The organism is Thioalkalivibrio thiocyanodenitrificans ARhD 1 (assembly GCF_000378965.1).
GTDB classification, from domain to species: Bacteria; Pseudomonadota; Gammaproteobacteria; order Ectothiorhodospirales; family Ectothiorhodospiraceae; genus Thioalkalivibrio_A; species Thioalkalivibrio_A thiocyanodenitrificans.
The window spans coordinates 810,977-834,854 of sequence record NZ_KB900536.1; the positions used below are offsets into that span (position 1 = coordinate 810,977).

Annotated in this window: 25 protein-coding genes and 2 tRNA genes; 5 read left to right on the forward strand and 22 right to left on the reverse strand. The window is 65.0% G+C overall.

What is annotated here, in order from left to right; translation table 11 throughout:
* Positions 1–149: 149 nt before the first annotated feature.
* The 12 genes from THITHI_RS0103755 to THITHI_RS0103810 all read right to left on the reverse strand — a co-directional run bounded on the left by THITHI_RS0103755 (position 150) and on the right by THITHI_RS0103810 (position 11,108).
* The gene (locus THITHI_RS0103755) at positions 150–974 is read right to left on the reverse strand and encodes a metal ABC transporter permease (protein ID WP_018231739.1); all 825 of its coding nucleotides are present in this window, start codon (positions 972–974) and stop codon (positions 150–152) included.
* Positions 974–1,543, reverse strand: a complete 570-nt coding sequence (locus THITHI_RS0103760) for an ATP-binding cassette domain-containing protein (protein ID WP_018231740.1) — start codon at positions 1,541–1,543, stop codon at positions 974–976. The genes THITHI_RS0103755 and THITHI_RS0103760 overlap by 1 nt, the downstream gene beginning before the upstream one ends.
* Positions 1,544–1,560: 17 nt before the next feature.
* Complete coding sequence (locus THITHI_RS0103765; RefSeq protein ID WP_018231741.1) at positions 1,561–2,445, reverse strand: metal ABC transporter substrate-binding protein; 885 nt, start codon at positions 2,443–2,445, stop codon at positions 1,561–1,563.
* Positions 2,446–2,559: 114 nt separating this feature from the next.
* The gene (locus tag THITHI_RS0103770; protein ID WP_018231742.1) at positions 2,560–4,074 is read right to left on the reverse strand and encodes a TonB-dependent receptor; all 1,515 of its coding nucleotides are present in this window, start codon (positions 4,072–4,074) and stop codon (positions 2,560–2,562) included.
* Between the two features lie 279 nt (positions 4,075–4,353).
* Entirely contained in the window at positions 4,354–5,184 is an 831-nt protein-coding gene (locus tag THITHI_RS0103775) for an energy-coupling factor ABC transporter ATP-binding protein (RefSeq protein ID WP_018231743.1), read from the reverse strand.
* Entirely contained in the window at positions 5,172–5,996 is an 825-nt protein-coding gene (gene cbiQ, locus THITHI_RS0103780) for a cobalt ECF transporter T component CbiQ (RefSeq protein WP_083908649.1), read from the reverse strand. The genes THITHI_RS0103775 and cbiQ overlap by 13 nt, the downstream gene beginning before the upstream one ends.
* Complete coding sequence (locus THITHI_RS0103785; protein ID WP_033336900.1) at positions 5,986–6,270, reverse strand: energy-coupling factor ABC transporter substrate-binding protein; 285 nt, start codon at positions 6,268–6,270, stop codon at positions 5,986–5,988. The genes cbiQ and THITHI_RS0103785 overlap by 11 nt, the downstream gene beginning before the upstream one ends.
* Entirely contained in the window at positions 6,267–6,923 is a 657-nt protein-coding gene (locus tag THITHI_RS0103790) for an energy-coupling factor ABC transporter permease (RefSeq protein WP_018231746.1), read from the reverse strand. Before THITHI_RS0103790 ends, THITHI_RS0103785 begins: the two co-directional genes overlap by 4 nt.
* A gap of 268 nt (positions 6,924–7,191) precedes the next feature.
* Entirely contained in the window at positions 7,192–8,508 is a 1,317-nt protein-coding gene (gene glcF / locus THITHI_RS0103795; RefSeq protein WP_018231747.1) for a glycolate oxidase subunit GlcF, read from the reverse strand.
* A gap of 29 nt (positions 8,509–8,537) precedes the next feature.
* Positions 8,538–9,038, reverse strand: a complete 501-nt coding sequence (locus THITHI_RS0103800; RefSeq protein ID WP_026186033.1) for a copper chaperone PCu(A)C — start codon at positions 9,036–9,038, stop codon at positions 8,538–8,540.
* Between the two features lie 129 nt (positions 9,039–9,167).
* Positions 9,168–9,545: a DUF2946 family protein gene (locus tag THITHI_RS0103805; protein WP_198005568.1), complete on the reverse strand. Its 378-nt coding sequence runs from the start codon at positions 9,543–9,545 to the stop codon at positions 9,168–9,170.
* Positions 9,546–9,725: 180 nt separating this feature from the next.
* Positions 9,726–11,108: a leucyl aminopeptidase family protein gene (locus THITHI_RS0103810; protein ID WP_018231750.1), complete on the reverse strand. Its 1,383-nt coding sequence runs from the start codon at positions 11,106–11,108 to the stop codon at positions 9,726–9,728.
* 192 nt (positions 11,109–11,300) lie between these two features.
* Here THITHI_RS0103810 and THITHI_RS0103815 point away from each other — a divergent pair, with 192 nt between their 5' ends.
* Genes THITHI_RS0103815 through mnmC form a run of 3 tightly spaced genes read left to right on the forward strand, consistent with a single transcriptional unit; the run spans position 11,301 to position 14,969 of the window.
* Positions 11,301–12,224: an ABC transporter ATP-binding protein gene (locus THITHI_RS0103815; protein WP_018231751.1), complete on the forward strand. Its 924-nt coding sequence runs from the start codon at positions 11,301–11,303 to the stop codon at positions 12,222–12,224.
* On the forward strand, positions 12,221–12,994 hold the full coding sequence (locus THITHI_RS0103820; protein WP_018231752.1) for an ABC transporter permease: 774 nt from the start codon (positions 12,221–12,223) through the stop codon (positions 12,992–12,994). The genes THITHI_RS0103815 and THITHI_RS0103820 overlap by 4 nt, the downstream gene beginning before the upstream one ends.
* Positions 12,978–14,969, forward strand: coding sequence for a bifunctional tRNA (5-methylaminomethyl-2-thiouridine)(34)-methyltransferase MnmD/FAD-dependent 5-carboxymethylaminomethyl-2-thiouridine(34) oxidoreductase MnmC (gene mnmC, locus THITHI_RS0103825; protein WP_018231753.1), 1,992 nt, complete (start codon positions 12,978–12,980; stop codon positions 14,967–14,969). Before THITHI_RS0103820 ends, mnmC begins: the two co-directional genes overlap by 17 nt.
* Here the strand turns inward: mnmC and THITHI_RS0103830 are convergent.
* From THITHI_RS0103830 to THITHI_RS0103845, 4 genes are all read right to left on the reverse strand, one after another.
* Complete coding sequence (locus tag THITHI_RS0103830; protein ID WP_018231754.1) at positions 14,947–15,144, reverse strand: hypothetical protein; 198 nt, start codon at positions 15,142–15,144, stop codon at positions 14,947–14,949. The two genes, mnmC and THITHI_RS0103830, sit on opposite strands and share 23 nt — an antisense overlap.
* Positions 15,145–15,190: 46 nt before the next feature.
* Positions 15,191–16,201, reverse strand: coding sequence for a hypothetical protein (locus THITHI_RS0103835; RefSeq protein ID WP_156820466.1), 1,011 nt, complete (start codon positions 16,199–16,201; stop codon positions 15,191–15,193).
* A gap of 153 nt (positions 16,202–16,354) precedes the next feature.
* On the reverse strand, positions 16,355–16,621 hold the full coding sequence (locus tag THITHI_RS0103840; protein WP_156820467.1) for a hypothetical protein: 267 nt from the start codon (positions 16,619–16,621) through the stop codon (positions 16,355–16,357).
* A 14-nt stretch (positions 16,622–16,635) separates the two neighbouring features.
* A complete protein-coding gene (locus tag THITHI_RS0103845) occupies positions 16,636–17,370 on the reverse strand; it encodes a hypothetical protein (protein WP_018231756.1) in 735 nt (244 codons plus the stop codon).
* A gap of 192 nt (positions 17,371–17,562) precedes the next feature.
* Here THITHI_RS0103845 and THITHI_RS0103850 point away from each other — a divergent pair, with 192 nt between their 5' ends.
* On the forward strand, positions 17,563–20,637 hold the full coding sequence (locus tag THITHI_RS0103850; protein WP_198005569.1) for a BTAD domain-containing putative transcriptional regulator: 3,075 nt from the start codon (positions 17,563–17,565) through the stop codon (positions 20,635–20,637).
* Positions 20,638–20,660: 23 nt separating this feature from the next.
* On the opposite strand, the gene THITHI_RS0103855 is transcribed toward THITHI_RS0103850, so the two are convergent.
* Positions 20,661–20,936 (reverse strand): hypothetical protein, encoded by a 276-nt coding sequence (locus THITHI_RS0103855; RefSeq protein WP_018231758.1) that lies wholly within the window; start codon positions 20,934–20,936, stop codon positions 20,661–20,663.
* 205 nt (positions 20,937–21,141) lie between these two features.
* Between THITHI_RS0103855 and THITHI_RS0103860 the strand changes: the two genes are divergently transcribed.
* Positions 21,142–21,375: a hypothetical protein gene (locus THITHI_RS0103860; protein WP_018231759.1), complete on the forward strand. Its 234-nt coding sequence runs from the start codon at positions 21,142–21,144 to the stop codon at positions 21,373–21,375.
* A gap of 47 nt (positions 21,376–21,422) precedes the next feature.
* Here the strand turns inward: THITHI_RS0103860 and THITHI_RS0103865 are convergent.
* From THITHI_RS0103865 to THITHI_RS0103885, 5 genes are all read right to left on the reverse strand, one after another.
* Positions 21,423–21,507 (reverse strand) — tRNA-Leu (locus tag THITHI_RS0103865).
* 59 nt (positions 21,508–21,566) lie between these two features.
* Positions 21,567–21,640: transfer RNA gene (locus tag THITHI_RS0103870), tRNA-Cys, on the reverse strand.
* Positions 21,641–22,108: 468 nt separating this feature from the next.
* On the reverse strand, positions 22,109–22,441 hold the full coding sequence (locus THITHI_RS0103875) for a hypothetical protein (RefSeq protein WP_018231760.1): 333 nt from the start codon (positions 22,439–22,441) through the stop codon (positions 22,109–22,111).
* A gap of 9 nt (positions 22,442–22,450) precedes the next feature.
* Positions 22,451–23,251, reverse strand: a complete 801-nt coding sequence (locus tag THITHI_RS0103880) for a DUF3050 domain-containing protein (protein ID WP_018231761.1) — start codon at positions 23,249–23,251, stop codon at positions 22,451–22,453.
* A 55-nt stretch (positions 23,252–23,306) separates the two neighbouring features.
* Complete coding sequence (locus THITHI_RS0103885; protein ID WP_018231762.1) at positions 23,307–23,876, reverse strand: TetR/AcrR family transcriptional regulator; 570 nt, start codon at positions 23,874–23,876, stop codon at positions 23,307–23,309.
* Between the last annotated feature and the right edge of the window lie 2 nt (positions 23,877–23,878).

Here is a 23,878-nt window from a genome sequence, read left to right on the forward strand (position 1 = left end):
GCGCACGCCTGCCCGGCGACGGCAACTGTGGGCATTCGGAAACCGACTACACGCCGGCTGCGGTCATACCTTCTCCCGTTCGGGAGTCGATCTGTTCCTCCTGATCGCGCATGGTACCCCGATCGCCGGCCGTCACAGGCCGCCGGCGATCATGCACCCACGGATCGATCCACTGAAGGCTGCACCGGTCTGCGCAACCGGCCCGCCAGGCGCAGAAGGCTCAACACCCCGCAGGTCAGCACCAGCATCGGGCCAAAGGGCTGATCCAGCGCAATGGCAAGGACAAATGCGATGACATAGGCAACCGTCGCGATCGCCGCCGCGAGCAACAGCACCCATCGCCAGCCCCGGGACAGCGCCCAGGCGATCCAGGGCGGCACGAACACCAGCGCAAACGCGGCCATGACCCCAAAACTCGTCGTCGCCAGCGCAACAGCTGCCACCACCAGCAGATCGAACAGAACATGATGCCGCCACGCCGGGATGCCATTAGCCGAGAAATGATCGGGGAAGAAGCAGGACATCAGCAGCCGTTTGGAAAGCCAGGGGAAGATCGCTGCCCCCACAACCAGAAGCAGGAGTGCCGACACCAGATGCCCCTGGCCGGTGAAGTAAAGCTGCCCATCCATCAGCGACTTGCTGACCATGTCTCCATGGGCCGTGAAGGCCGCGGCCACGAGGGCCACACCCCAGCCGATCAGGATGAAGACGGCAAAATGATCATTGCCGGCCCGCTCAAGCAGACCCTTGGCGATGGCGACGAGGCCGGCCGCGACCAGCGCCCCGGCCATGACCGGCGCATGTATCACCACCGCGAGTACGCCGCCGGCGGCAGCCACCTGTGCATAGGCCAGCGCGGCCAGCCACTCGTTACGCAGTCGCAGATAAACACCGGCCACCGCCGCCAGGGGCGCGAGCACCAGTCCGGTCACGAAGGGCAGATGAAACAGGGGATCGAGGAGCAGTTCAAACATCAGCGGTCCACCGGGAAACTGCGTGAGCAGACGGCCTCGATGAAGGACGCATCGTGACTGACCAGCAGCAGGGTCCGGCCGTCGCGCTCCTCCCGGATCAGGCGGCTCAGCACTGCATTCGTGGTGGGATCCAGGTTGTTCGTGGGTTCGTCGAGAAGCACCAGATCTGCCGGGCTGCCGAGACAGGCCCAGATCTGCACGATCTGGAACTGCCCGCCGCTGAGTTGATCCATACGGCAATGCAGTAACCGGGAGACCTCGTCCGGCGGGTTCCGGTGGACAGCGCCGGTGAGCCGGACCAGGTCCTCGCCCGTAAGGGGGAACTCGTGCGGGCGCACCGGGAGTTGTCGATGGTGCGCCAGCCGAAGGCCCGGCCGTTTCCGGATACTGCCGCCAAACACCCGGGCAACGCCCGTGATGGCCTTCAGGACCGTGGACTTGCCGGCGCCGTTGCTGCCCAGCAGACCCAGCACTTCGCCCGGGTGGAGATCGAAACTGAGCGGGCCGACCACCGGCCGCGCATAGCCCGCCACCAGCTTCTCGCAGCGCAGCACCGGTTCGGATGTCATCGAAGACGCCATTGCCGCTACAGGGTGCCGGCCATCGCCTTCACCCACTGATCGATCAGCTCCAGGTAGGCCCGGGCATCCGCGTCCAGGGGCGGGTCCAGTGGCAGGGCGTACAGCGTCCATCCCAGTTCCTCGGCAATGAACCGGGGTCCGCGCTCGGGATGATGCGCGGCGCGGATCACCACACCCTCGCTTCCTTCCAGTTCCCGCACCAAATCCCGGAGGTGTCTGGCGGTGGGCGGAATGCCGGGCAGCGGCTCCACGTAGCCGAGGACGGGAACCCCCAGCCGGGTCGTCAGGTAACTGGCATCCTCGTGGTAGGCAATCATGCCCGGTGCCCCGCTCACCTGTTCCTGCCAGACCGGGAGGCGCTGTTCCACCTGGCGCGCGAAGGCCTCGGCGTTTGCGCGGAAGCGTTCCGCATTTGCCTCGTCAAAGCGTGCAAGACGTTCGGCCAGCGCGCGGCCCACCTGCGCCATGCGCACCGGATCCATGTTGACATGGGGATTTCCGGTCGGATGAACGTCGCCAAGTGCCCGATCCGCGGGACCTCCTGCGCCGATCAGCTCCACTTGTGCCGCCGCCTCGAAATAGCCGATTTGTCCGGGATTCAGTGCCGGGTTTGCCGCCCCCTGGAGGGCCGCCGGCAGCCAGCCGACCTCCAGTTCCGCGCCCACGGACACCACCAGATCGGCCCGCCTCAAGGCGGCCATCATGCTCGGGCGTGCCTGCAGGTAATGCGCATCCCGGTCCGGCGGGGCGAGTACCCGAACCGAAACCGCGTCGCCCCCCACCGTTCGGGTCAGCATGCCCATGGTCGAGGTCGTCGCAATCACTTCAACCGTCGCTTGCGCCGTCACTGCTGCCAGCAGCAGGATCAGGCCGGTCAACAACTTGTACATCAACATATCTCCTGTCGTCTGCAGATTCCCCGGGCGGCGAAACCTTGCGCCGTCCGTGCCGGAGAGAACGCGCGGTTCACCGATGATCCTGTCCGCCCCGCACGACTGCGTGAATCAGAATTTGTGGGCACCGTGCACCCCCAGCGCCATCTGGAACTGGAGCATGAATGCCCATTCCGGGTCCTGATCGTAATAATCCGAGCGATTGAGCTGGGCCCGAAACATCGAGAACTCGGTCGGACGGAAGGTCACACTGCCGGCGTATCGGTAGGAGGTCCCGAAGTCGGCGAAAAAATCATCCTCGACCAGGGCATTCCTGTTGGTCAGGCCCAGGGCCTCGGCACGCAGGCCTGCCTGCCAGCGCGGGGCGAATCCGTAAAGGGCCTGGAGATAGAGCCCGTCCTGCCGGGCCGTGGCCGATTCGGCATGCGTGATCTCGAGGCTTCCGTTCTGGAAACGCATCTCCCGGAAATCGGCGTCGACTTCCCGGTAGAAATATTCGCCTTGCACGACCCAATCCCCATGGCCGTAGTTGCGGCCGGCATCGTACTTGTAAACGGCGTCCAGCCCGGCAAACCATGCGCTGCCTTCCCAGGATTCATACCGCAGGCTGGAATGCAGGTCGTCCCGCTGGAACGCCCGGGCGTAGCCATAGGACAGGCCGAACTGCGCCGCATGATCGTAGCCAAGGTCCGGGCCGAACTTCGCGAACCCCGTGATCAACCGTGGGCCGGATTCGTCGCTGAAGGGATTGTCGTCGCGCCAGCGGACCCTGACGGGATTGCCATCGGCATCCGGCAGCACGGTCACGTGCTCGACCCTTCCCGCACCCACGTAGGGCGAGATCCCGTCAGACTCACCCTGAAGAAGCTCGATCCCGAACTGGCTGTAGAACGGCGTGGCCGGCATCCAGGTCAACTGCACCCCGGTCTCCTGCAGACCGTGATCCCCGAACAGGAACTCGTTCACCAGCGGCCGGTCGACGAAAGCCCAGTCGTGCGGGTGCTGCGCATTGATGTAGCCGACATCGGAGAGGAACTTGCCCACCTTGACCTGGAGTCCCGCCGGCAGGTTGCGGGTGGTGGCGTAGGCCTCCTCCACCTCGACGCCATGCTCATCGAACGCCAGCGTGGCAAGGGCATCGAAATAGGGATCGACTGTGGCGGTAAAGGTCAGTTCCGTCTCCCGAAGATTGAAACCCTCCTCAAGCCCGTGATCATCGCCATGGCCATGTCCGTGATCGTGGCCACCCTCGAAGCCCGCCGGATCCTCGATCGAGCCACTCTGGTGGTACTGGACCATGTCCACGATGATCGAGATACCGGGGTTGAAGGCAGAGCCGGAAGTCACCCGGTCTCCGCCAAGCACCGGCAGGGGCACCAGCTCTGCGCCGGGCACATTGCTGCCGCGGGGCGGCTCCTGTGCGGCAAGGGCGGTGGACGAGAACGCCACCACCAACGCCGCGAACAGCGTGCCCGGTGTCGGGACACCGGCTGTCCTGCCGGGCAGGGTGATCGTCTCGATACAAGTCCCGGAAGATGAACCCGTTCTGGCCATGGGGACATTGGACACACGCGCAAATTTCTTGCGCACCGGTATGGAAGCGATGGATGACAGCCATGAACTCATTTCGGACTCCTTTGTCGATGTGTAGCAGCAAACCAGATTAATAATGTAATTACGTTACATGCCCACAAAGGACGACATCCTGCATCCAACACATTCTTGCGGACTTCCCCATAAGTTTCCCCTTATGGGTGGCCGGTTTTCCGCCGCGTGGAACGTCCTCCCGGCGGAATGTCCTTCCTGAGCCAACCGTTGGCGGGCACCAGAGGTCCCGCGGTTCCGGCTCCCCGTGCACTTCGGCGCGTTACCACCGCGCAGGCCATATGCCCCGGACAGAACGCGTCAGGCGAGCAGTGCCAGCCCCTCCTCCCGCGTGCGGGGCAACGGCGCGTCGGGGGCCAGCCTTCCCGACGCGCGGGCCTTCAGGCCCAGTTCCAGCAGAAACGGCCGTTTCAGCGAAGCGCCGGCCAGCGATTCGCAATCCCCCAGCACCGTCTCGGTCGGACCGTGCGCTGTCACCCGGCCGGCTGCGAACAACGCGGCATCGTCGGCCCAGCGCCACGCCAGATCCACGTCGTGGGTCGTAATCACCAGGGTGGTGCCTGCTGCCTTCAGCCGCTCCAGCGCCGCGAGCAGATGCACAGCCCCCCGGTGATCCAGCCCGGCGGTGGGTTCATCCAGCAGCAGGATCTCGGGCCGCATGGCCACCGCTCCGGCAATGGCAGCGCGCTTTTTCTGGCCGAAGGAAAGCATGTGGGTCGGGCGCTCGGCCAGATCCGCAATCCTGAGGGCGTCCAGTGCCTCCTCCACCCGGGCGCGCGCCTCGGTTTCAGTCAACCCCAGGTTGAGCGGGCCGAACGAGACATCCTCGAACACGGTGGCGGCGAACAACTGGTCATCCGGTTCCTGCAGCACCAGGCCGACCCGCCGGCGCCACGGCGACAGTTCCCTGCGTGAATATCCGCACGGGACACCCTCCAGTGACACCGTACCGCTTCGGGGCTTCAGAGTGCCATTGAGATGCAGGAGCAATGTGGTCTTGCCGGCACCGTTGGGTCCCAGAATGGCCAGTGTACGGCCGCGCCGGACAGCCAAGTCCAGCCCGTCCAGCGCCGCCTCGCCCCCGGGATAGGTGTAGCCCAGTCCGGCGGCGCTGAGGATCACATCGTCCACAGGGAACTCCCGGCAATGACCGTCAGCAACGCGACGATGGCCGCCAGGCGCACCGGCGAGACGGGCCGGCGCGCGGCCAGCGTGGGAAGCGTGCCGTCGAAGCCACGGGCCGCCAGGCCCACCTCCATGCGCCGCGCACGGTCCAGCGCCCTCGGCAGCAGAGCCGCAGCCATCGACCCGGTGGACCGGACCGAACGGCGCCATCCGTCATGGCCCAGCCGCGCCGCCTGACTGGCGGTGACGGTGCGGGCCGTGCGTTCCAGCAGGAAGATGAAGCGATACGTGGACAGTGCGACCTCGGCCAGTTCGGACGGCAACCCGAGCCGCCGGGCGCCCCGCATCAGTTCGGCTGCGGGCGTGGTGGTCGTCAGCAGCAGCAGGCACGCGACGGCGGCGGATCCACGCACCAGCACGCGGATGGCATCCTGCGCCCCCGTGAACGCAAACCCGTCAGACACCGAGATGGCCACGGCTGCCGAGCCGAGCAGAATAAATCCGAACGGAGCGGCCGCCGTGCGCAGCCACCTTCCGGGCGGCGTGCCGGCAGCCAGGGCGGCGATCAGGGCAGTCCCCAACACCAGTACACCGCCCGGCCAGGGCGGCACCACCAGGGCCAGGACCAGCAGACCCAGGGCAAGCAGCGCCTTCTCGGCCAAGGGTGGCGCATGCCATCGAGCGGCGCGGGCCAGCCGGCCGAGGCGGCCCGTCATGCCGGCGAACCGTCCGGCAGGGGATAGGCGATCCCCGTTCAGACGTCCGTCGAGCGCCCCGGCGGGGGAATCCGTCGAGGACCAGGTCCTTTCAGCGCTCATCCGGCTTCCTCCCGCGGCGTGCCGTCACGCGGCCCAGCACAAAACCCAGCAGGCCGGCACCACCGGCGGCCTGGAGCGCGAAGAACATGCTTTCCACCTCGTCGCTGGGCGGGCTCCACAGCGGCTCGAACCAGGGCTCGTAGCCGGTCTCCTCGATGGCCGCCTGGGCCATGTCATCCGCTCCCTCGTAGTCGCCCGGCAACGACAGCAGCAGGGGCGCCGCGACGATCAAGGCGGCCGCCAGCAGCAGGATGAAATTCATGCGTGTGCTCATGCCTTGGCCTCCACGCGAAAGTTGAGCAGACCCCGGGCGGCCAGTGCGCCGATCACCACCACGGTCAGCAATGCCTCGGCCACCGCCAGCGGCACCTGGGTCACCGCGAAGATGCCGGCGAACTTGGCGAACGCGGCCATGACACCGCCTTCGGCCTCGGGAAACGCCAGGGCAAGCTGCGCCGACGTCACCAGGTAGGTCCCCATATTGGCGGCAAAGGCCCCGGCGAACACCGCGGGGGCCAACCCCAGACCCAGACGGCGCCCCAGCATAAACGTGCCCCAGGCCAGCCAAGGGCCGACGATGGCCATGGAGAACACATTGGCGCCGAGCGTGGTGATGCCGCCGTGGGCCAGCAGCAGCGCCTGGAATACCAGTACGACGGTGCCGATCACCGTCATGGCCTGGGGCCCGAAGGCCATGGCACCCAGGCCCACCCCGGTGGGATGCGACGAGGAGCCGGCCACGCTGGGAAGCTTGAGCGCCGACAGCACGAATGCGAAGGCACCCACGGCACCCAGCGTCAGGCGCGCCTCCGGATTGTCGGTGAGCTGGCGCTTGAGCCGCCGCGCGCCGACCACCACGAACGGTGCCGAGACCAGGCTCCACGCCACGGCATGCTCCACCGGCAGGAAACCTTCCATAATGTGCATGCAAAGCCTCCTTCAGGATCCGCTTGCGCCTGCAACCGGCAAGCGCTCCGGGACGGTGTCCGGCCGCGTCATGGGCACAGGCTGCGTCTCGTCACGCCCGGGAGCCGAGCGCAGGAAGGAGAGCATTGGACGCATACCGGACCCCCTTGGACTGAGACGTTATACCGTACGATGGATGTTATATAGTACTGAGCGTAAGAGCGATGGAAGTCCCGGTCCAAAACTTTTTTCCTATGGGCCCATAGGCATAAACCTATGAAGGCAAGGGTTATTCCGATGGCTTTCCTGGGGTACTGCCCGACGCATGCAGCGTTTCGTCCAGCAACTGGATCCAGTGCACGACCGGCAGTGGTGAAGCGGCCGCCAGGTGCGTCATGCACCCGACGTTCGCCGTGGCGATGAGTTCCGGACCGGTCTCCAGCAGGGTTTGCAGCTTGTGCGTGCGCAGGGAATTCGCCAGTTCCGGTTGCAGGACCGAGTAACTGCCCGCGGAACCGCAGCACATGAAACGATAGGCGGCGGGGACCAGTTTGAATCCGGCGCGCCGCAGCAGTCCCTCGACCACGCCCTTCTGTTGGTGGCCGTGCTGCAGGCTGCAGGGTGACTGGAACGCGATGCGTCGTTTGCCTTGAACCGCGGATGCATCATGCAGCGGGTCTTCGCGCCATTCGCCGGCAACCACCTCCGCGATATCCCTGGTCATTTCGGAGATGCGCCTCGCCTTTTCGCCATAGTGCGGATCGTCCTGCAGAAGCTGCCCGTAATCACGCAGATGGGCGCCGCAGCCGCTGGTGGTCGTGACGATGGCCTCGGCGCCCGCCTCGATCTGCGGCCAGAGGGCATCGATACTGCGACGCATGAAGGCGCGTGCCTCGTCCGCGGCGGCCAGGTGCTGGCTCAATGCGCCGCAACAACCCCCATCGGCAGGAACGAGCCGGATTCCGAAACGGTCCAGAACGCGCGCCGCCGCCGCATTGATATCCGGCGCCAGCGCCGGCTGCACGCATCCCTGCCAGACGAGCATGCCGCGGTCATGTGCGCGCTCAGGCCAGGGACCGGCCCGTCGCCGCTCCGGGATTCTCACGCGCAGATTTTGCGGCAGGAATCGGCGCAGGGCCTGTCCCGTGCGCAGCAATGCGGTAAACCGGTATCTGTATGCAACGATGGCACGCACGGCACGGCGCGCGAAGCGCTCTTTCAGCGGGCGCGGCGTTTCCTTCTCGACCAGCTCCCGCGCGATATCCAGCAGGCGGCCGTAGCGAACCCCTTCCGGACAACTGGATTCACAGGACCGGCACGTCAGGCAACGATCAAGATGCAATTGCAGGTTGGCGCCCAGCGTGCGCCCCTCCAGCGTTTGCATGGTGTAGGCCGGAGGCAGCGTGGAGGCATCCGGCGTACGTCCCTCGAACAGCAGCTTGATCAGGTAGATGCGTCCGCGCGGTCCGTCCCACTCGTCGTCCAGCAGCCGGAAGGTCGGGCAGGTAAAGGTGCACTGACCGCATTGCACGCACGGCAGCAGCAGTGATTCGACCTCGCGTCCCAGCGTGGTACCACGGAACCTTTCAGCAAGTTCGATCTTCATGCCGGTCCTCCAGGGGAAGCGATGGCAGCTCAGTGCCGGTGATGGTCGTGTCCGTGGCTTCCGTGCCCTGATGCGTGCGGCGCTTCGCGGTGCACCGGGACCTCGACTTCGAGCCGGTGGCCGTCGTCGAACTCCAGACTCAGCGGCACGGTCATGCCCGGCTGCAGGTCACGGGTCACATCCATCATCATGATGTGCAGACCACCCGGGGCCAGCCGGACCGTCTCTCCGGGGGGCAGTTCGATGAAGTCAACATGCCGCATCTGCATCATGCCGCTTTCACGGTCATGGATATGGGTATGGAGTTCCGCGCGTCCGGCCACGGTCGAGGAGGCCCCGACCACCCGGCGGACTTCGTCGCCGGTGTTGCGGATCGCAAGGTAGGCGGCGGTGACGGTCCGTTTGGGGGGCGTGGCCCGCACCCACGCATCCCCCGTGATCTCAACCTGATGGGTGCCATGTTGCCCCAGGGCGGGTGTTCCGAGGGCAGCCATGCAGACCGCGAGTACAAATAACGCAAACTGTTTCATGAGGTCATGTCCTGTTCCTGATAGGTGTCATCCGTCGGCCATGTGCTTCCCTCACGGGAAGGCGGACCGGCAGGTACCGCCGCCGTGCGATGGCACAGCCGGCGCAAGGGTGTCGCGTGATGCGGGAACTCAACCCCGGGGTGGAGCGCGCAAGGGGGGACGTGTGAACGGACGCGAAGGGTGGACGATTCCGAGACGCGACGGCGGGTGCGGGAGCATCTCCGCCGCCGGTTCCCCCGTGAGGCTCACGGAGGACAGGGACCCTGCCTGCATCACCTTGCAGGTCAGGCATTCGCAACTCATGACGCGGTGATCGGCCGGACCGTGGGATTCCGGGCCGGCGCCGGGGTCATTCAGGTCACCGGCAAGGCACAGTTCGCCATGCAGATCCGGCGCAACGAGACCGGCTTGCGGATCACCATGATAGGCGTGCAGGACCGGCAGCCACAGGTACCCCAGGATGGCCAGTGCCGCCAGCCAAAGTCCTCGGCGGCAGGGCGATTTCACGCCATCACGCATCCATCGATACATTGCTTATGCCATTCCCGTAGGTTTGCCCTGCGATACGGGTCCTATTTAATCCCATGCGCGCCGGCTTGGCCAGTGCCGGCCGAAGACAGTCGGGCCCGTAATCCGACCGCCAATCGCTCATTGCGACCGGACACGTTCACGACGACCGGTGACAGGCTATGCGAACCGGCCCCGGATGACCTCGAACATGGCACGCATCCCCATGGCCTCGCCCCCCTTGGGCCGACCCGGACGATCGCGGGTGTTCCAGGCCATCACGTCAAAGTGGATCCAGGGCACGTCCGGCTCGACAAATTCCTTGAGGAACAGTGCAGCGGTGATGGCGCCGCCATAAGGGCCGCTGCCGCAGTTGGCGATATCGGCGACCTGGCTGTCCAGACCGCTTCGATAAGGTCCGTGCAGCGGCAGGCGCCACACCGGATCGCCCAGCGTACGGGCGGCATCCTCCAGATCCCGGTAGAGCGCATCATCATCGGTAAAGCAGGCGGCGATCTCGGTGCCCACCGCCACCCGAGCGGCGCCGGTCAGGGTAGCAAAGTCCACCAGCAGGTCCGGCTTGTCTCTGCCCTCGCAGGCCTCGGTCAGCAGATCACAGAGGACCAGGCGCCCTTCCGCATCAGTGTTCTCGATCTCGATGCTCAGGCCCTTGCGTGAAGCAAGCACATCGCCGGGCCGGAAGGCATCGCCGGAGATGGCGTTCTCCACCGCACCGATCAGGACGCGCAGCCGAACGGGCAGCATCGCGGCCATGATCAGCTGCGCAACCCCCAGTACGTGCGCCGCGCCGCCCATGTCCTTCTTCATGTGGCGCATGCCGCCGGAAGACTTGATATCCAGGCCGCCACTGTCGAAACACACGCCCTTGCCCACCAGCGTCACGCGCGGGTGCGCCTTCTTTCCCCAGGTCAGCTCCACCTTGCGGGGCGTGTGGTGGCTCGCCCGGCCCACCGCGTGGATACAGGGGTAGTTCTCGTCGAGCAGGGCGTCACCCTCGACCGTGCTGAAGCGCGCGCCATGGGCATCGGCCAGCATACGGGCCGCCTCCGACAGGTGCTCGGGCATCATGTCCTGGGAGGGCGTATTGATCAGGTCGCGCACCAGGGCGGTGGCATCCACCACGCGCGCCACCTCGTCCGCATCCACATCCCCGGGGAGATACAAGGCCGGCGGGGATTCGTCCGAGGCCTTGTATCGCTCGAAGCGGTAAGCACCCAGCCCCCACCCGATGGAGGCCTGTGTCCGCCAGTCGGCGTCCCTGTCGCTGTCGAGGCGGTAGATACCGGGCGAGAGCCTGCATGCCGCCCCCGCCAGAGCCCACACGGGTGCGTCCCTGTCCATCCCCGCCAGCACACACTGTACGCGGCCGTGTTCGTCAGGCAGGAGGCACAGGCTATCGGGCTTGCCCTTGAAGCCGGTGGCCTCCACCCAGGCCCGCAGCCGGGCCGGCTGCCCCTCGAGCCAGCCGGGCAGGCTCTCGGGTGTCACGGGGATCAGGTCAATCGGGTTGTGACCCGGTTCAAGAACGAAACTTTCGCGCATGGGGATACCGGTTCAAGATTCAAGATTCAAGATTCAAGATTCAAGATTCAAAGTTCAAAGTTCAAAGTTCAAAGTTCAAGAGGATAAGGCCACGCCTTCGGGTTCCTTGGTCCGGTGCCGGGTCACCCGCATGGGACGGCATCATGGTATCATCTGCAGCCGACGCATTCTCTTAAAAGCCCCTGAAAAACAATGCCCAAAGCCCTCTCGCTGCGCAATCTCACCAAGACCTACAAGAACGGTTTCGAGGCGCTGAAGGGCATTGATCTGGACGTAGAGCCGGGCGATTTCTTTGCCCTGCTCGGGCCCAATGGTGCCGGCAAATCCACCACCATCGGAATCATCGCCTCTCTCGTGAACAAGTCCGGCGGCGAGGTGTCCATCTTCGGCCATGACCTGGATCACGAAAAGGACGCCGCCAAGGCCTGCCTCGGTCTGGTGCCCCAGGAGTTCAATTTCAACACCTTCGAGCCGGTGGTGGAGATCGTGGTCAACCAGGCCGGCTACTACGGCATCCCCCGCCGCCAGGCGTTCCAGCGCGCAGAGCGTTATCTGCGCGAACTGGGGCTTTGGGACAAGCGCCGGGAGATGGCGCGCAATCTCTCCGGCGGCATGAAGCGGCGGCTCATGATCGCCCGGGCCCTGGTGCACGAGCCGCAACTGCTGATCCTGGACGAACCCACCGCGGGCGTGGACATCGAGATCCGCCGTTCCATGTGGGCATTCCTGAGAAGGATCAATGCCGAGGGCCGCACCATCATCCTCACGACCCATTACCTGGAAGAGGCGGAAAGCCTGTGCCGGAACATCGCCATCATCGACCAGGGCGAGATCATCGAACACACCTCCATGAAGGCCCTGCTCGGCAAGCTCAACGTGGAGACATTCATCCTGGATCTCGCGCAACCCATGGCCTACCTGCCGGAGTTGCCCAATCACACGGTGCGCCGGGTGGATGAACTGACCCTGGAGGCGGATATCCGCAAGGAAGACAGCGTCAATCAGCTTTTCGTGGACCTGGCGCAGGCCGGCGTGCATGTATTGAGCCTGCGCAACAAGACCAACCGGCTGGAGCAGCTGTTCATGAACATGGTGAAGGAAAACCTCCCCGTATGAGCCTTCGCCGGAATTACATCGCCTTCCAGACCATCGTCATCAAGGAAGTGCTGCGCTTTGCCCGCATCTGGGTGCAGACGGTGCTGCCTCCGGCCATCACCACGGCGCTCTACTTCATCATCTTCGGCGGCCTGATCGGCGCGCGCATCGGCGAGATGGACGGCCTGCGCTACATGGATTTCATCGTGCCCGGGCTCATCATGATGACCATCATCACCAACTCCTACGCCAATGTGGTGTCGTCCTTCTTCGGGTCCAAGTTCCAGCATCACATCGAGGAGATGCTGGTGGCGCCCATCCCCAATTACCTGATCATCCTGGGCTTCGTGGCCGGCGGCGTGTGCCGGGGCCTGACCGTGGGGGTGGCGGTGACGCTGGTGTCGCTGTTCTTCAGCCCCTTCAGCATGCACAACCTGTGGGTGACCCTGTCGGTGGTCCTGCTCACCTCGATCCTGTTTGCCCTGGCCGGACTCATCAACGGCATCTTCGCCAGGAGCTTCGACGACATCGCCATCATCCCCACCTTCGTGCTCACCCCCCTCACCTATCTGGGCGGCGTGTTCTATTCGATCACGATGCTGCCGGAATTCTGGCAGGGGGTGTCCCATCTCAACCCCATCCTGTACATGGTCAACGCGTTCCGTTACGGGCTGCTGGGGGTGACGGACATCAATCTCTGGCTGTCCTACGCCATCATCCTGGCCTTCATCGCCGCGCTCTTCGGCTTCAGCCTGCACCTGCTCAACAAGGGGCATGGCATCCGGAACTGACCAGCCCCGGGGATTCACCGCACTGGAACCGTCCGTACTGGCGCTTCGGGACGGCACGCCCTGGTCGGAACGCTACGGCGATGTGTACTACAGCCGACGTCGCGGCGCGGACGAATCGACCGAGGTGTTTCTCCGGGCCAACGGCCTGCCGGACCGGTGGGCGCATCGGGACCTGTTTACCGTAGCCGAAACGGGTTTCGGCACCGGTCTCAACTTTCTGCTGACCTGGGATCTCTGGCGCGGACGTCCCGGGCCCGGCTGGCTGCATTACCTCAGCGCCGAACTGCACCCCTTCATGCCGGCGGACATGGCCCGGCTGGTGGCCACCCTGCCCGCGGGGCTGCGTGCCCTGGGCGAGACGCTGGTATCGCAGTATCCCGAAACGATTCCGGGTTTCCACCGGCTGATCTTTCCCCGGGACCGGGTCACCCTCACCCTGCTGTTCGGTGACGCCACCGACGGGTTCGCACAGTGCGAGGCCCGGGTGGATGCCTGGTACCTGGACGGTTTCGCCCCGGCCCGCAACCCGAGACTCTGGCACGCGGCACTCTACGCCCAGATGGCCCGCCTGACCGCGCCCGGCGGGACGCTGGCCAGCTATACCGCCGCGGGCCATGTGCGACGGGGACTCCAGGCGGCCGGCTTTCACATCGAGCGGCACCCGGGATTCGGAGCCAAGCGCGAGCGTATCGTGGGCCGGCGCGACACCGGTGCCATTCTTCCCGATGCACGCGCACCCTGGTTCCGGTGGCCGGACGCTGCCGAGCCCCATGAACGCCACGTCGCGGTACTGGGCGCCGGCCTGGCCGGCAGTGCGCTGGCCCTGGCCCTGGCCCGGCGCGGCTGGGAGGTCACGGTGGTGGATGCGGGTCCGGGGGCGGCCTCAGGGGCTTCCGGGAATCCGGCGGGCATCCTCATGCCTCACCTGAGCGCGGATCACGGCGTACTGAGCCGATTCACCCTGCAGGCATCGGAGTTCGCGCGGCACTGGATCGACTCGATGCATGTGTCCCCGGACTCCCTGCCACGGGACTGGTGCGGCGCCCTGTGGCTTGCCGACGGGGAGCGACTGGCCGGGCGGCTGGAGCGCATTGCCGCGCGTCTGCCGTTGCCGGAGACCGTGATGCGGCCCGTGGATGCCCGACAGGCCAGCGCCCTCGCAGGCGTGCCCCTGACCCTGCCCGGGCTGTTTCTGCCCCGGGCGGGCTGGGTGGACCCGAAAGCCCTGTGCCGTGCGCAACTGTCATCGGCAGGGGCCAGGGTCCTGACGGACATGCGTATTGAACGTGTGCAACCCGCGGGTGGACATTGGTGTCTGGAGGACGGCGGCGGCCGGATCGTGGCGCGGGCTTCCCGCCTGGTCCTGGCCAACGCCAGGGGCATGCCCGCTCTCCACCCCGGCATCGAAACGCGTCCGCTGCGCGGACAACTGAGCCTGCTCGCACCCTCGCCCGCCACCCGCGCCCTGCAACGGGTGCTGTGCTACGAAGGGTATGTCACGCCGGCCACTGCGGCCGGGCATGTATGCGGCGCGAGTTTCGTGCGCGGCGACACCGGAACGGATCTGCGCGCAGAGGAACACGCCGCCATTCTGGCCGCGCTGGCACGGGTATGGCCCGGGGCCTGCCCCGGCGAGCCGCCGCCCATGGCCGGGCGGGCCGCTGTTCGCTACAACGCGCCGGGCCGCCTGCCGCAGGCGGGTCCACTGCCGAACATGGCGGAGTTCGAGCGGATTTACCGGGATCTGCACCACGGGCGACCCGCCCGGGATTATCCCGATGCCCCCTGTCTGCCCGGCATGTATGCCACCCTGGCCCACGGCTCCCGGGGCCTGACTACCGCCCCCCTTGCCGCCGAACTGGTGGCGAGCCTCATGCACGGGGATCCCCTGCCCCTGCCCAGGGATCTGGTGGAGACCCTTCACCCGGCACGGGGGCGGGTGCGCGCCCTGATCAGGAGTCCGGTTCGGCGGTGACATGGACCTCCAATTGCCCGGAGGAAAAATCGACACGCCGTTCGATCTCACCCTCCGCCGGGACCGTAATCCCGGTCAGCCGCGTGCCGGGATGACCGTCGATGGCCATGGGCACCACCCTGACGTGGTAATCGCCCGCCGGCAGGTCCAGGCGCAGGGGGTTCGGATAGGGCAAGTATCAACAGAGACGTGGCGGGCCGTTACCAGCCCGCCCCGTGTCCTCAGGCCGCCGACATCACGCAGGCATCCTGATCGAATTGCTCGTCCATGTACTGGGCTTTGAACTGCGCCCAGCCGTAGTAGTCGTTGTCGATCCAGAGACCGTCACCTTCGTACTTGACGGTTGTCGTGCTGCCGCCGTACGTCACCCGGACCTGTCCGTCATGCGGATGCTCTTTGTCCTTCTCGATGCGCACGGTCTCCAGCGTCTCGACCGTGGTCGTAATTCCGGCACCCGTCATGGTGCCGTTGATCTCCAGCTCGAATATGTCGTTGCCGACCGGCCGAACATGCATTGAATAGTCGAGTTCCCATACCCCGTGTTGTGTCGCCCCATCGCAGTCCGCCGCCATCTCCATGGTCAGGTCCAGTTCGACCAATCCCTCGCCGGAAGACGGGTCGTCCGTATGGGCGATGATGGAACCATCCATCGAAAAATCGATTTCGTCACCGTCACCCGAAGACATTCTCAAGGTGAAGTTCTCATAGTCCACCCTGGCTACGTGCGTATACACGGACACTTGGTCGTCGATGGAATAGGAGACATTACCGTCCATATACATCGAGAAGAATGGACTCTCGATGGTGCAGGCGTTGTATACGGCATCGTAACCATTGGCCCTTTCGGTCACCGACATGCTGCCCGAATGGCAGTCGGCGCTCCACGAAGACTGGATACCGATGCGCGTGGTTTCGCGGACCGCGTCCGGAATTGAGCCCGAAGAGGCCCGGGCAATTGCGAACATGTCATCCTCGAAATCCGATGGGGGGGTTGGGGACTCCTGCGCGTCTTCCACCATCTCTCCCCAATCCCCGGAATCGCGGAACATCGCAGTGACGAAAGCGGCAGCCTCCTCCTTGCTGAACGCTCCGGGCGGTGCGCCGGAATCGTCAGGCGGCGGAGCGTCTCCGGATGACGAAGAGCCTCCTCCGCAGCCCGTCGCCAAAACAACCACGATCAGGGCCGCGAGTGCCACGATCGGCAATGATCGGATCCAGTTTCTTGTCCACATGGTTTTTCCCCTCCGTTTTCGGGACTTCAGTTCAGCCCTTCCGGAACGGACACCTTCCGTGAAGGCCGCCCGACCGGGAGAGCGGCTCCATCATGGCCGCATCCCCTTACAAGACGCTTACCCGCCTCCCCCAGATCCGGCCCTCGAGCACCATCAGTGCCAGAAGCCTTCGTTCCACTTCATCTCGTTCCATACATTGGCCACCGCATCCTCCTCCCCGTCCTTATCCGAGTCGCCATCATCCCCGCTGTCCGGATCGGGGTCGGTACCCTCGCCCACTCCACCGTCCTGCCCGTTATCATCGGTGATCGGGCTGTCACCATTGCCGTCCGGTCCTTCATCCCCGCCGCCGGAGCCGCCTCCGCCGCAGGCGGTAAGCAGCAGAGCGACCAGGACGACGACCGCCCATTGCCTGTTCATGATCCGCATGTCCCCTATTCGATTGCCGGGATGGTCTGGTCTGTGTAATGGGCCGGTTGATTGCGGCCGCCGAGGATGCTGCTGTAGTCACCCCGTGCAAAATTCGCGAAACCGCCCCCGACGGATGCCATGATGCCTGATGCGGCGCTGTGGGAGCCGCCGGTGACAGTGGCGAAGCGCCGGTTGATGTAGTTCCGGTAGCCGACGATGAGTCCACCGTATCTCGAGTAGGAATTTTCCCGGCCGCCGACGATGTTGTGTGAACCCGATTTGTGATTCTCCGCCCAGACGTGGCCGGCGACCGTACATTGCGCCTCGTTGTCATACTCCCCGTTGCTGCACACGCTGGTGCCAGTGCCGGAGCGGCTCTCGTTGTAGCCGACGATGAGGTTGCCGAGCCCGTTGACAGTATTGGTATCCCCTTGCCCGTTGACGATCTGCACGTTCACGCCGGAGAAGCGAACCGTGTACTCGTTGAGGACATGGGGGTCGGGAATGATCTCCACGTAATCATGCAGCGCGAGTGCGTTGTTGGCCCGGACCGCGGAAAGTTCGCTCTGCAGGGCGGCAACCTCGGCTTGCAGGGATTCGATCGTGTCCCGGAGAACATTGAAGTTGGCGTTCACCTCCGAGGCCCTGGCCGTGTCTCCGGCCTGGAAGGTGTACGGAATGTTGACCTGTGCCAGCAGGGGCACGGTGCCCAGAGTCAGCAGAAGCGCGCCGGGCAGATACTGCAACCATTTTCCCATGGTCGTCGGCCTCCCTTGAGTCGGCAGTTTGAGAAAGATGCTTTCGGGCGATACGATAGAAAAGGGTGTCTTACATCTGTCTCACACATGACGCGAGTAGAGCGATTGGCAAAACGTCAGGGCCATCCGGCCGTTCGTGTCACCCGACAACATGCAAATCCCGCCGCCATGCAGGGCGATTCCGCCATTTCAATGCGCCACAGACCACCGCCCGGCGCTGACGGATGGCTCGATGGCCGGCGCGATGCAACCCTTGCGAAGCTGTCCCGCTCGGCCATTCTGTGGATTGACGGGCCACCCGGCGCCGGCAAGACCGTTCTCGCCGTAACCCTGCTGCGGGCGCGGCCCGGGAAACGGCTCTGGCTCCGGCTCGCCGCGGAGGACCACGATCCCAATCACCTGCTGGAGGACGTGATCATGGCCCTGCACGGGACCGGAACCGGTCCGGGCGGGTCCGCCCACGCCGGATCATTGACGCATCCCGGTGAAGAGATCGCCAACCTCCTGGCCCCCCATGCGCCATACACGCTGGTACTGGATGGTGCCGACGTCCTGGGCGAATGCACGGGCTTCCACCGACTGATCGAGCACCTCGCCACCGCGTGCCCGGCGGACAGCGCGGTGGTGATCACGGCGCGAATGCCTCCTCCACCCTCGCTTGAACGGTTGCGCATGGAGGGCCTGGTGGACCGCGTCTCATGGAACGACCTTCGGTTGTCATCGGACGAAGCCGCGGGCGCGGCCGGCACCATCCTGCCACCGGAGGACCTGAATCCCGAAGCCGTGGCGGACGCCCTGCGCCGGTCCCGGGGGTGGCTGGCCGGCTTTCGCGCCTTGCTGGAAGCAGAGGCAGGGGGTTGCGGGACGCTCGGCAGTCTGAACCGATACCTGGAGCATGAACTGTTCTCCGACCTGGAGCGGGCGGATCGTGAGTTGCTGGTCACACTGGCCGTCCGAGAAGAAGTGCCACGCCCCGTGGTGGAGGCGCTGGCCGGCCCCGAGGCCTGCGACAGGCTGCATGATCTCGCCCGGCAGAACCGCCTGATCGAGTGGCGGGGGGATCATGTCGTCCTCCATCCCCAACTGGCGGCCTGCCTGCGTGATCTTGACCGCGAGGGCCTCGCCCGGCGGCATTGCCGCCTCGGGGACGCCCTCGCGGCAGCCGGCGCGGAGGCACAGGCCGTGGAGGAGTGGCTTTCGGCCGGTGAGTGGAGTCGATCCGGTGAGATGATCGCGCGGCTGGCCCCCGAACTTGTCAGGAACGGCGAGCACCCAAGGGTGCGCGACTGGCTCCGGCGCATACCGGAGGGCAGCCGCCCGGTCGGCTCACGGTTGCACCTCTGGCATGCCCTTGCGCTCGTGCCCGAAGACGCCGCCGCGGCATATGATGAACTCGTTGCCGCGCTCCCGGCGCTTCACGGCAACGGGGATTACAGCGGTGCCGCGCTGGCCTGGGCCGGCCTCGTCGAGCAGGCATGGCTTCGGTGGGGTGATTTCAGTCGTGCCCGCTGGCTGCTGGATGTGCTCGACGAACTCGGACCGCAGCGAATCGAGGAACTTGAACCGTCCGCCGCCGCGCAACTGAGCGCCGCCGCCCTGCTGCTCATCGGCGTGATCGCGCCGGGAGGGCACCGTGGGGCGGCATGGATCGCTGCTGCCGAAAGGGTGGTCCGACTGAGCATATCGGACAGAGACCGCATGCGCATCCTGCACGTGCTGCTGGTGACTGATGTATGGGTTTACGGCAACCGTGTCCGCGCCACGCGTACCGTTGAACAGGGCCGTATTGCGCAGGTCCGCGGCAGGCTTCCACCGCTCCAGGAGCAGATGTGGCTCGCCGCGGTGGCCGGATATCAGCTGTGGTTCGATCCGGATCCACATGCCGCGCGACTGACCGTCGAATCGGCACTGCGTCGTGCCGAGGAGCATGGTGTGCATCTCTGGGATTTCCAGCTTCAGGCCCTTGGCGCCTGTGCCGCCCTGCGCAGTGGAGACGACCACCTTGCCCGGGACTGGGTCGCCCGCACGCGTCTCACCACCGAGCCAGGACAGGCCACCGATGCGAGTTTTCAGGCCTGGGTCTGCGGATGGACGCTGCTGCGCGGCGGTGACGTCGCCGGGGCGGCCGGTATCGCTGAAGAGGCCTGGCAACTGATCGACGGCCGTGGCCCCGACAATGCTCAGCAGCTTGCGCGCCTGGCGGTAGCCCGCGCGCGACGCCGGCTCGGTCAGCACCGCACGACGCTTGCCGAGGCGGTCGCCATCGATCGTGTGGCCCGCCACCGGGACATGGGGTTGTATCGATGGCTCGCACGTCTGACCGCGGCCCAGTCCCTGCGCGACTGCGGACGACATCGCTGGTCTGACCGGTTGCTTGAGCAGGCGCTTGTCGAGGGTCAATCGCAGGGCTATCTGTGCATCCCGTGGTGTGAGCGTGGGGAGCTGGAGGATCTTTGTGGTCGGGGTGTGGCCCTCGGTGTCGACATCCGCTATCTGTGTCAGCTGGCCCGGACAAACGGCTTGGACGACTGGCAGCCGCCGCCGCATGCCCCGGCGAGTGGCTGGCCGCTTCGCCTCCAAGCCCTCGGAGTCCTTCGGGTGGAGGGGGCCACCGGAACGATTCGTATCGTGGGCAAAGGTGCGCGGCTTCTCCGGTGGCTCGCCGCTGCCGGCGAGAACGGAATTGCCGAGGCGGACGTGCTTGACGCCCTGTGGCCTGATGCCGAAGGCGACCGGGCCCGACGTGCCTTCGACACCCTGCTCTATCGCCTGCGCCGTCGGCTCCGCATACCGGATGCCGTCCAGCTCCGGGACCGACGTCTGACGCTGAATACCGCCGCGTGCCGGACCGATTTCGGGGCACTGGAGCACCATCTCAAGGCGGCCATGAATGGTAGTCTAACTGCGTGGGAAGATGCGCTCGAGCTGGCCCAGGACAGTGGAGTGGAGGCAGCACACTGGCCGCCACCGGCGGGGCCGCGATTGCGACGCCGGTTTCACGACGCGGTGGACACGATGGTGCACCGATTGGCCGCCGAACAGGGACAGGACGCCGCCTGTGCGGCTGCCTCCCGTGCCTTGGAGATCGACCCGCTTCACGAGCCCTTGTGTCGGATCGTACTTGAGCTGGCCCGTGCGCGCCGGGACCGCGAACTCGCCGAACAGGCGTATGACCGCTGTCGTCATGCCTTGGCACGGGAGGGGAAGGGAGAACCCACAGAGAAGTTGCGAACCCTTTATGAAGCGATACGGCAGGCCGTTTGCTGACAGCGGGGCAACCGGCTGCCCGGTCATTCCAGCCACGGATCCTCGCCCTCTTCCGGGCCGCCCCGGATCTCGGCTTGCCTGCACGCGTCGATGGCACGTATGAGCACGGCGTGATTGTGTTCGGCGAGCCCCGAATGCAGGTAACTCTCCGCGGCCTGGCGCACATGCTCCAGATGTTTCATCCGGTAGTGCAGGTTGAGCAGACACTTTGCCAGGAACCGGGGGTCCTCACCCTGTTCACGCATCCGTGCGGCCTCGGTCAGGGCGGTCTTGAGTTCTTCGTCGCTCGGTTTTCCCATGGTTCCCCCGATCGGCCGTGTGAAGCAATGATAGGGCGTTGTACACTGTTCAGAGCGGATATCGACGGCGCCCAACTCACGCGAGTGTAGCAGTTGCCCATGGCACGCACGGGTGACGGCGATCAAGGCGCGCGCCGATGAACGGGGGCATGCTTCAGATTCAGGCCTTGCGCCCCCAGACGACATACCGAACGGGAGATCCCAGATGACAGAAAGCCGCACAGCGCTCCACGTGGGCGCCCAGGATCCGGAGCTGCAGAATTCGCCCATCGCCATGGAGATGGATGAGGAAATGGAGGTGTTGCGTCAGGAGGTGCCGGGCGAACCCGTGTGTCACTTCAACGGTGTGGCCTATGCCCACGGTGATCTGGTGGACAGTGCAGGTACGCTGTTGCGTTGTGATTACGGGATCTGGGTCGCCGCCACCACCGAGGACTGAGACGCGGGATATCCCAACCCATCAGACCCCGAGGTCCTGGGAAGGGATGGTGCCCGGGGCCGGACTCGAACCGGCACGGCCAAAGCCGGGGGATTTTAAGTCCCCTGCGTCTACCTGTTCCGCCACCCGGGCATGGGAAAGGCACCGACAACGACATTGTAGCCGCACAGACAGGGTGATCCGGAAGGAAATGGAGGCTGGGGTCGGAATCGAACCGGCGTACACGGCTTTGCAGGCCGCTGCATAACCACTCTGCCACCCAGCCGAGGGGCACCGAAAGACGGGGATGATAGCATCCCTGCCCCGGAAACCAAAAGACTCGTGACTCCTGGGGTCGACAACCCTGGAAAGGACGCAGTGAACAACCAAAGGGGTCATTGTAATAAACAGGCTCCTCAGGCGGCAACGGATCCGGCTGTCCCGGGCCCGGTCACCCACCGCCCGACGGCTGGCGCCCATGATGACGGACCCGGGATCGGCACGGAGGCGTGGCCGTGCGTTCGACCGCCAGCCCTCAGAGTTCCGGGTACCGGGACCGCCCCGGCGCGGCCTCATCCCGATCCCCGCACCCTTGCCCGTGCCGTTCCTGGGCACTCCCGGGGACAGGCCACCGGACCCCGAAATCTGTTGATTGTCCAGCGCGCGTCTTCGTCGGGATCGAAAAGATCATCAAGAACATCCTGTCGAAACCGGTTGAACGGCTTACCGAAAGGCAGGTCCGCTTCATGCGGAATCAGGGCCGGGATTCAGCCGTGTTCCAGACCATGGCGTAAGTTGACTGGTCCACCTTTCCCTGGTTATCGGCAATGATCACTTCCGCGTCGTACGTCCTGACGGCCTGATTGACCGGGCTGTTGAATATCGCCTGCCGAAAAGCCTTATAGTCAATCGTGCCGAAAACAGGCTGGTGACATTGAAGAAACCGGTGCAGATCCGGCAGGGTGAAGTCCCATCGATCGTCCTCCACGCTGAAGGATCCTTCCCTGTTCAGCTTCTCCAGCAACACGCTGTCTCTCTGCGCCACCTGTTCAAAGAAACGGATCAGTGCCTGTTCAATGCCTTTCATTGAACAATGTCATGCAGGTAATGCCTGATGGATGCCGTCCCAGAACCGGAGCCGGGCCACGAGGGCGCGTTCCGCGACATCCATCGCCTCCGTCTGTTTCGCGGCCGAATCATCACACAGATCCTGCACCACCCGAACCATAAGCGGGCCGTGCTCCTGTTCGTCGAGCTCAATATGGCGTTGAAAGTACCCGTAGAGATGGGGTGCGTGGCGCGGATGTATCGCCAATCCTTCCCGTAATGACCGGAACAGCCGGGGCAGCAGGGCCTCCCGGCCATACGCCAGTACCGCCGCCAGAAGATGGGGCTGCCCGCGCTCAATGATCTTGAACGTAAATCGCATGAACTCTCTTGCCGGCGCCGGAATTCCGGGATCCTCGAGGGCGCCATCAAGGCCCTCGTCGCGCACCCGGTCAACAAACGCCGAAACCGGACAAACATCCGCGCCTACCTCTTTCATTGCCTGAAGGTAGCTCTCGAAATGGCAGGCGTACGGGGCGCCGCCGTCATCCGTCAAGGCGTGATCCGACTCCTCCTCCAGAACCAGTTGATTGATGAAACGGACATGGTGCGCATGTCCGGACGGAACCCACGGAACGCGCGTCGGTGCAATGATCCTCTGCAGTGACTTGATAAGAGACATGAAATCCCATACCGCATAGACATGGTGTTCCATGAACACCTTGAGATTGCTTTCGGTTTGGAGCGCAGCATACAGCGGGTGTTCACTGATCCGCTTGCGCAGGGATGCCTGCCGGGATGACACTATGTCCATGCGAGTGCTTGTGCTGTTCCGGTTGCGCAGTTCCATCCAGACCCCTTCCGAACGCGTCACGACACGAGTTGGAATACCGGCAATCGGACGTCTATTGATCCGTGCCAGCCGTTGTGCGCTCCCGAAGGCGCTTCAGCACGCGGGTGAATACCGCCGGGTCATCCTGCGACCGGGCCAGGACCAGCGCACCCTGGATGCCCGCGACGATGTCCTCCGCGGTCTCCCTTGCCTCTCTTGCGGCAAAACCATTGCGTTTCAGGGCGTCCGCAAGCGCCCGCGTCCATGCGGTGAAGTACTCATTCACCCGGGTTTCGAACCGGTCCCGGGTATCGTCCAGCGCAAAGGCACCGACCAGGCAGATGCGCTTGCCGGAACGGAAGTAACGATCGACCTCCTCGAACATCCTTGCGATGCCTTGCCCCGGATCCCGGCTTTCCCGGAGCACCGCGAAGACGTTCGTCTCGAACCAGTTCGCCACGTCGTCCAGAACGGCCTCCGCCATCTCCGTTTTCCCGTCCGGAAAGAAATGATAGAGGCTGCCCTTTCCAAGGCCGGTCCGGCGGGTAATCTCAGAAAGCGAGGATCCCGCGAAGCCATGTTCCCTGAAGACTTCCCCGAGCACCGGGATCACATCGCGCCGTTCCGCGATTTCACGGGGCATGA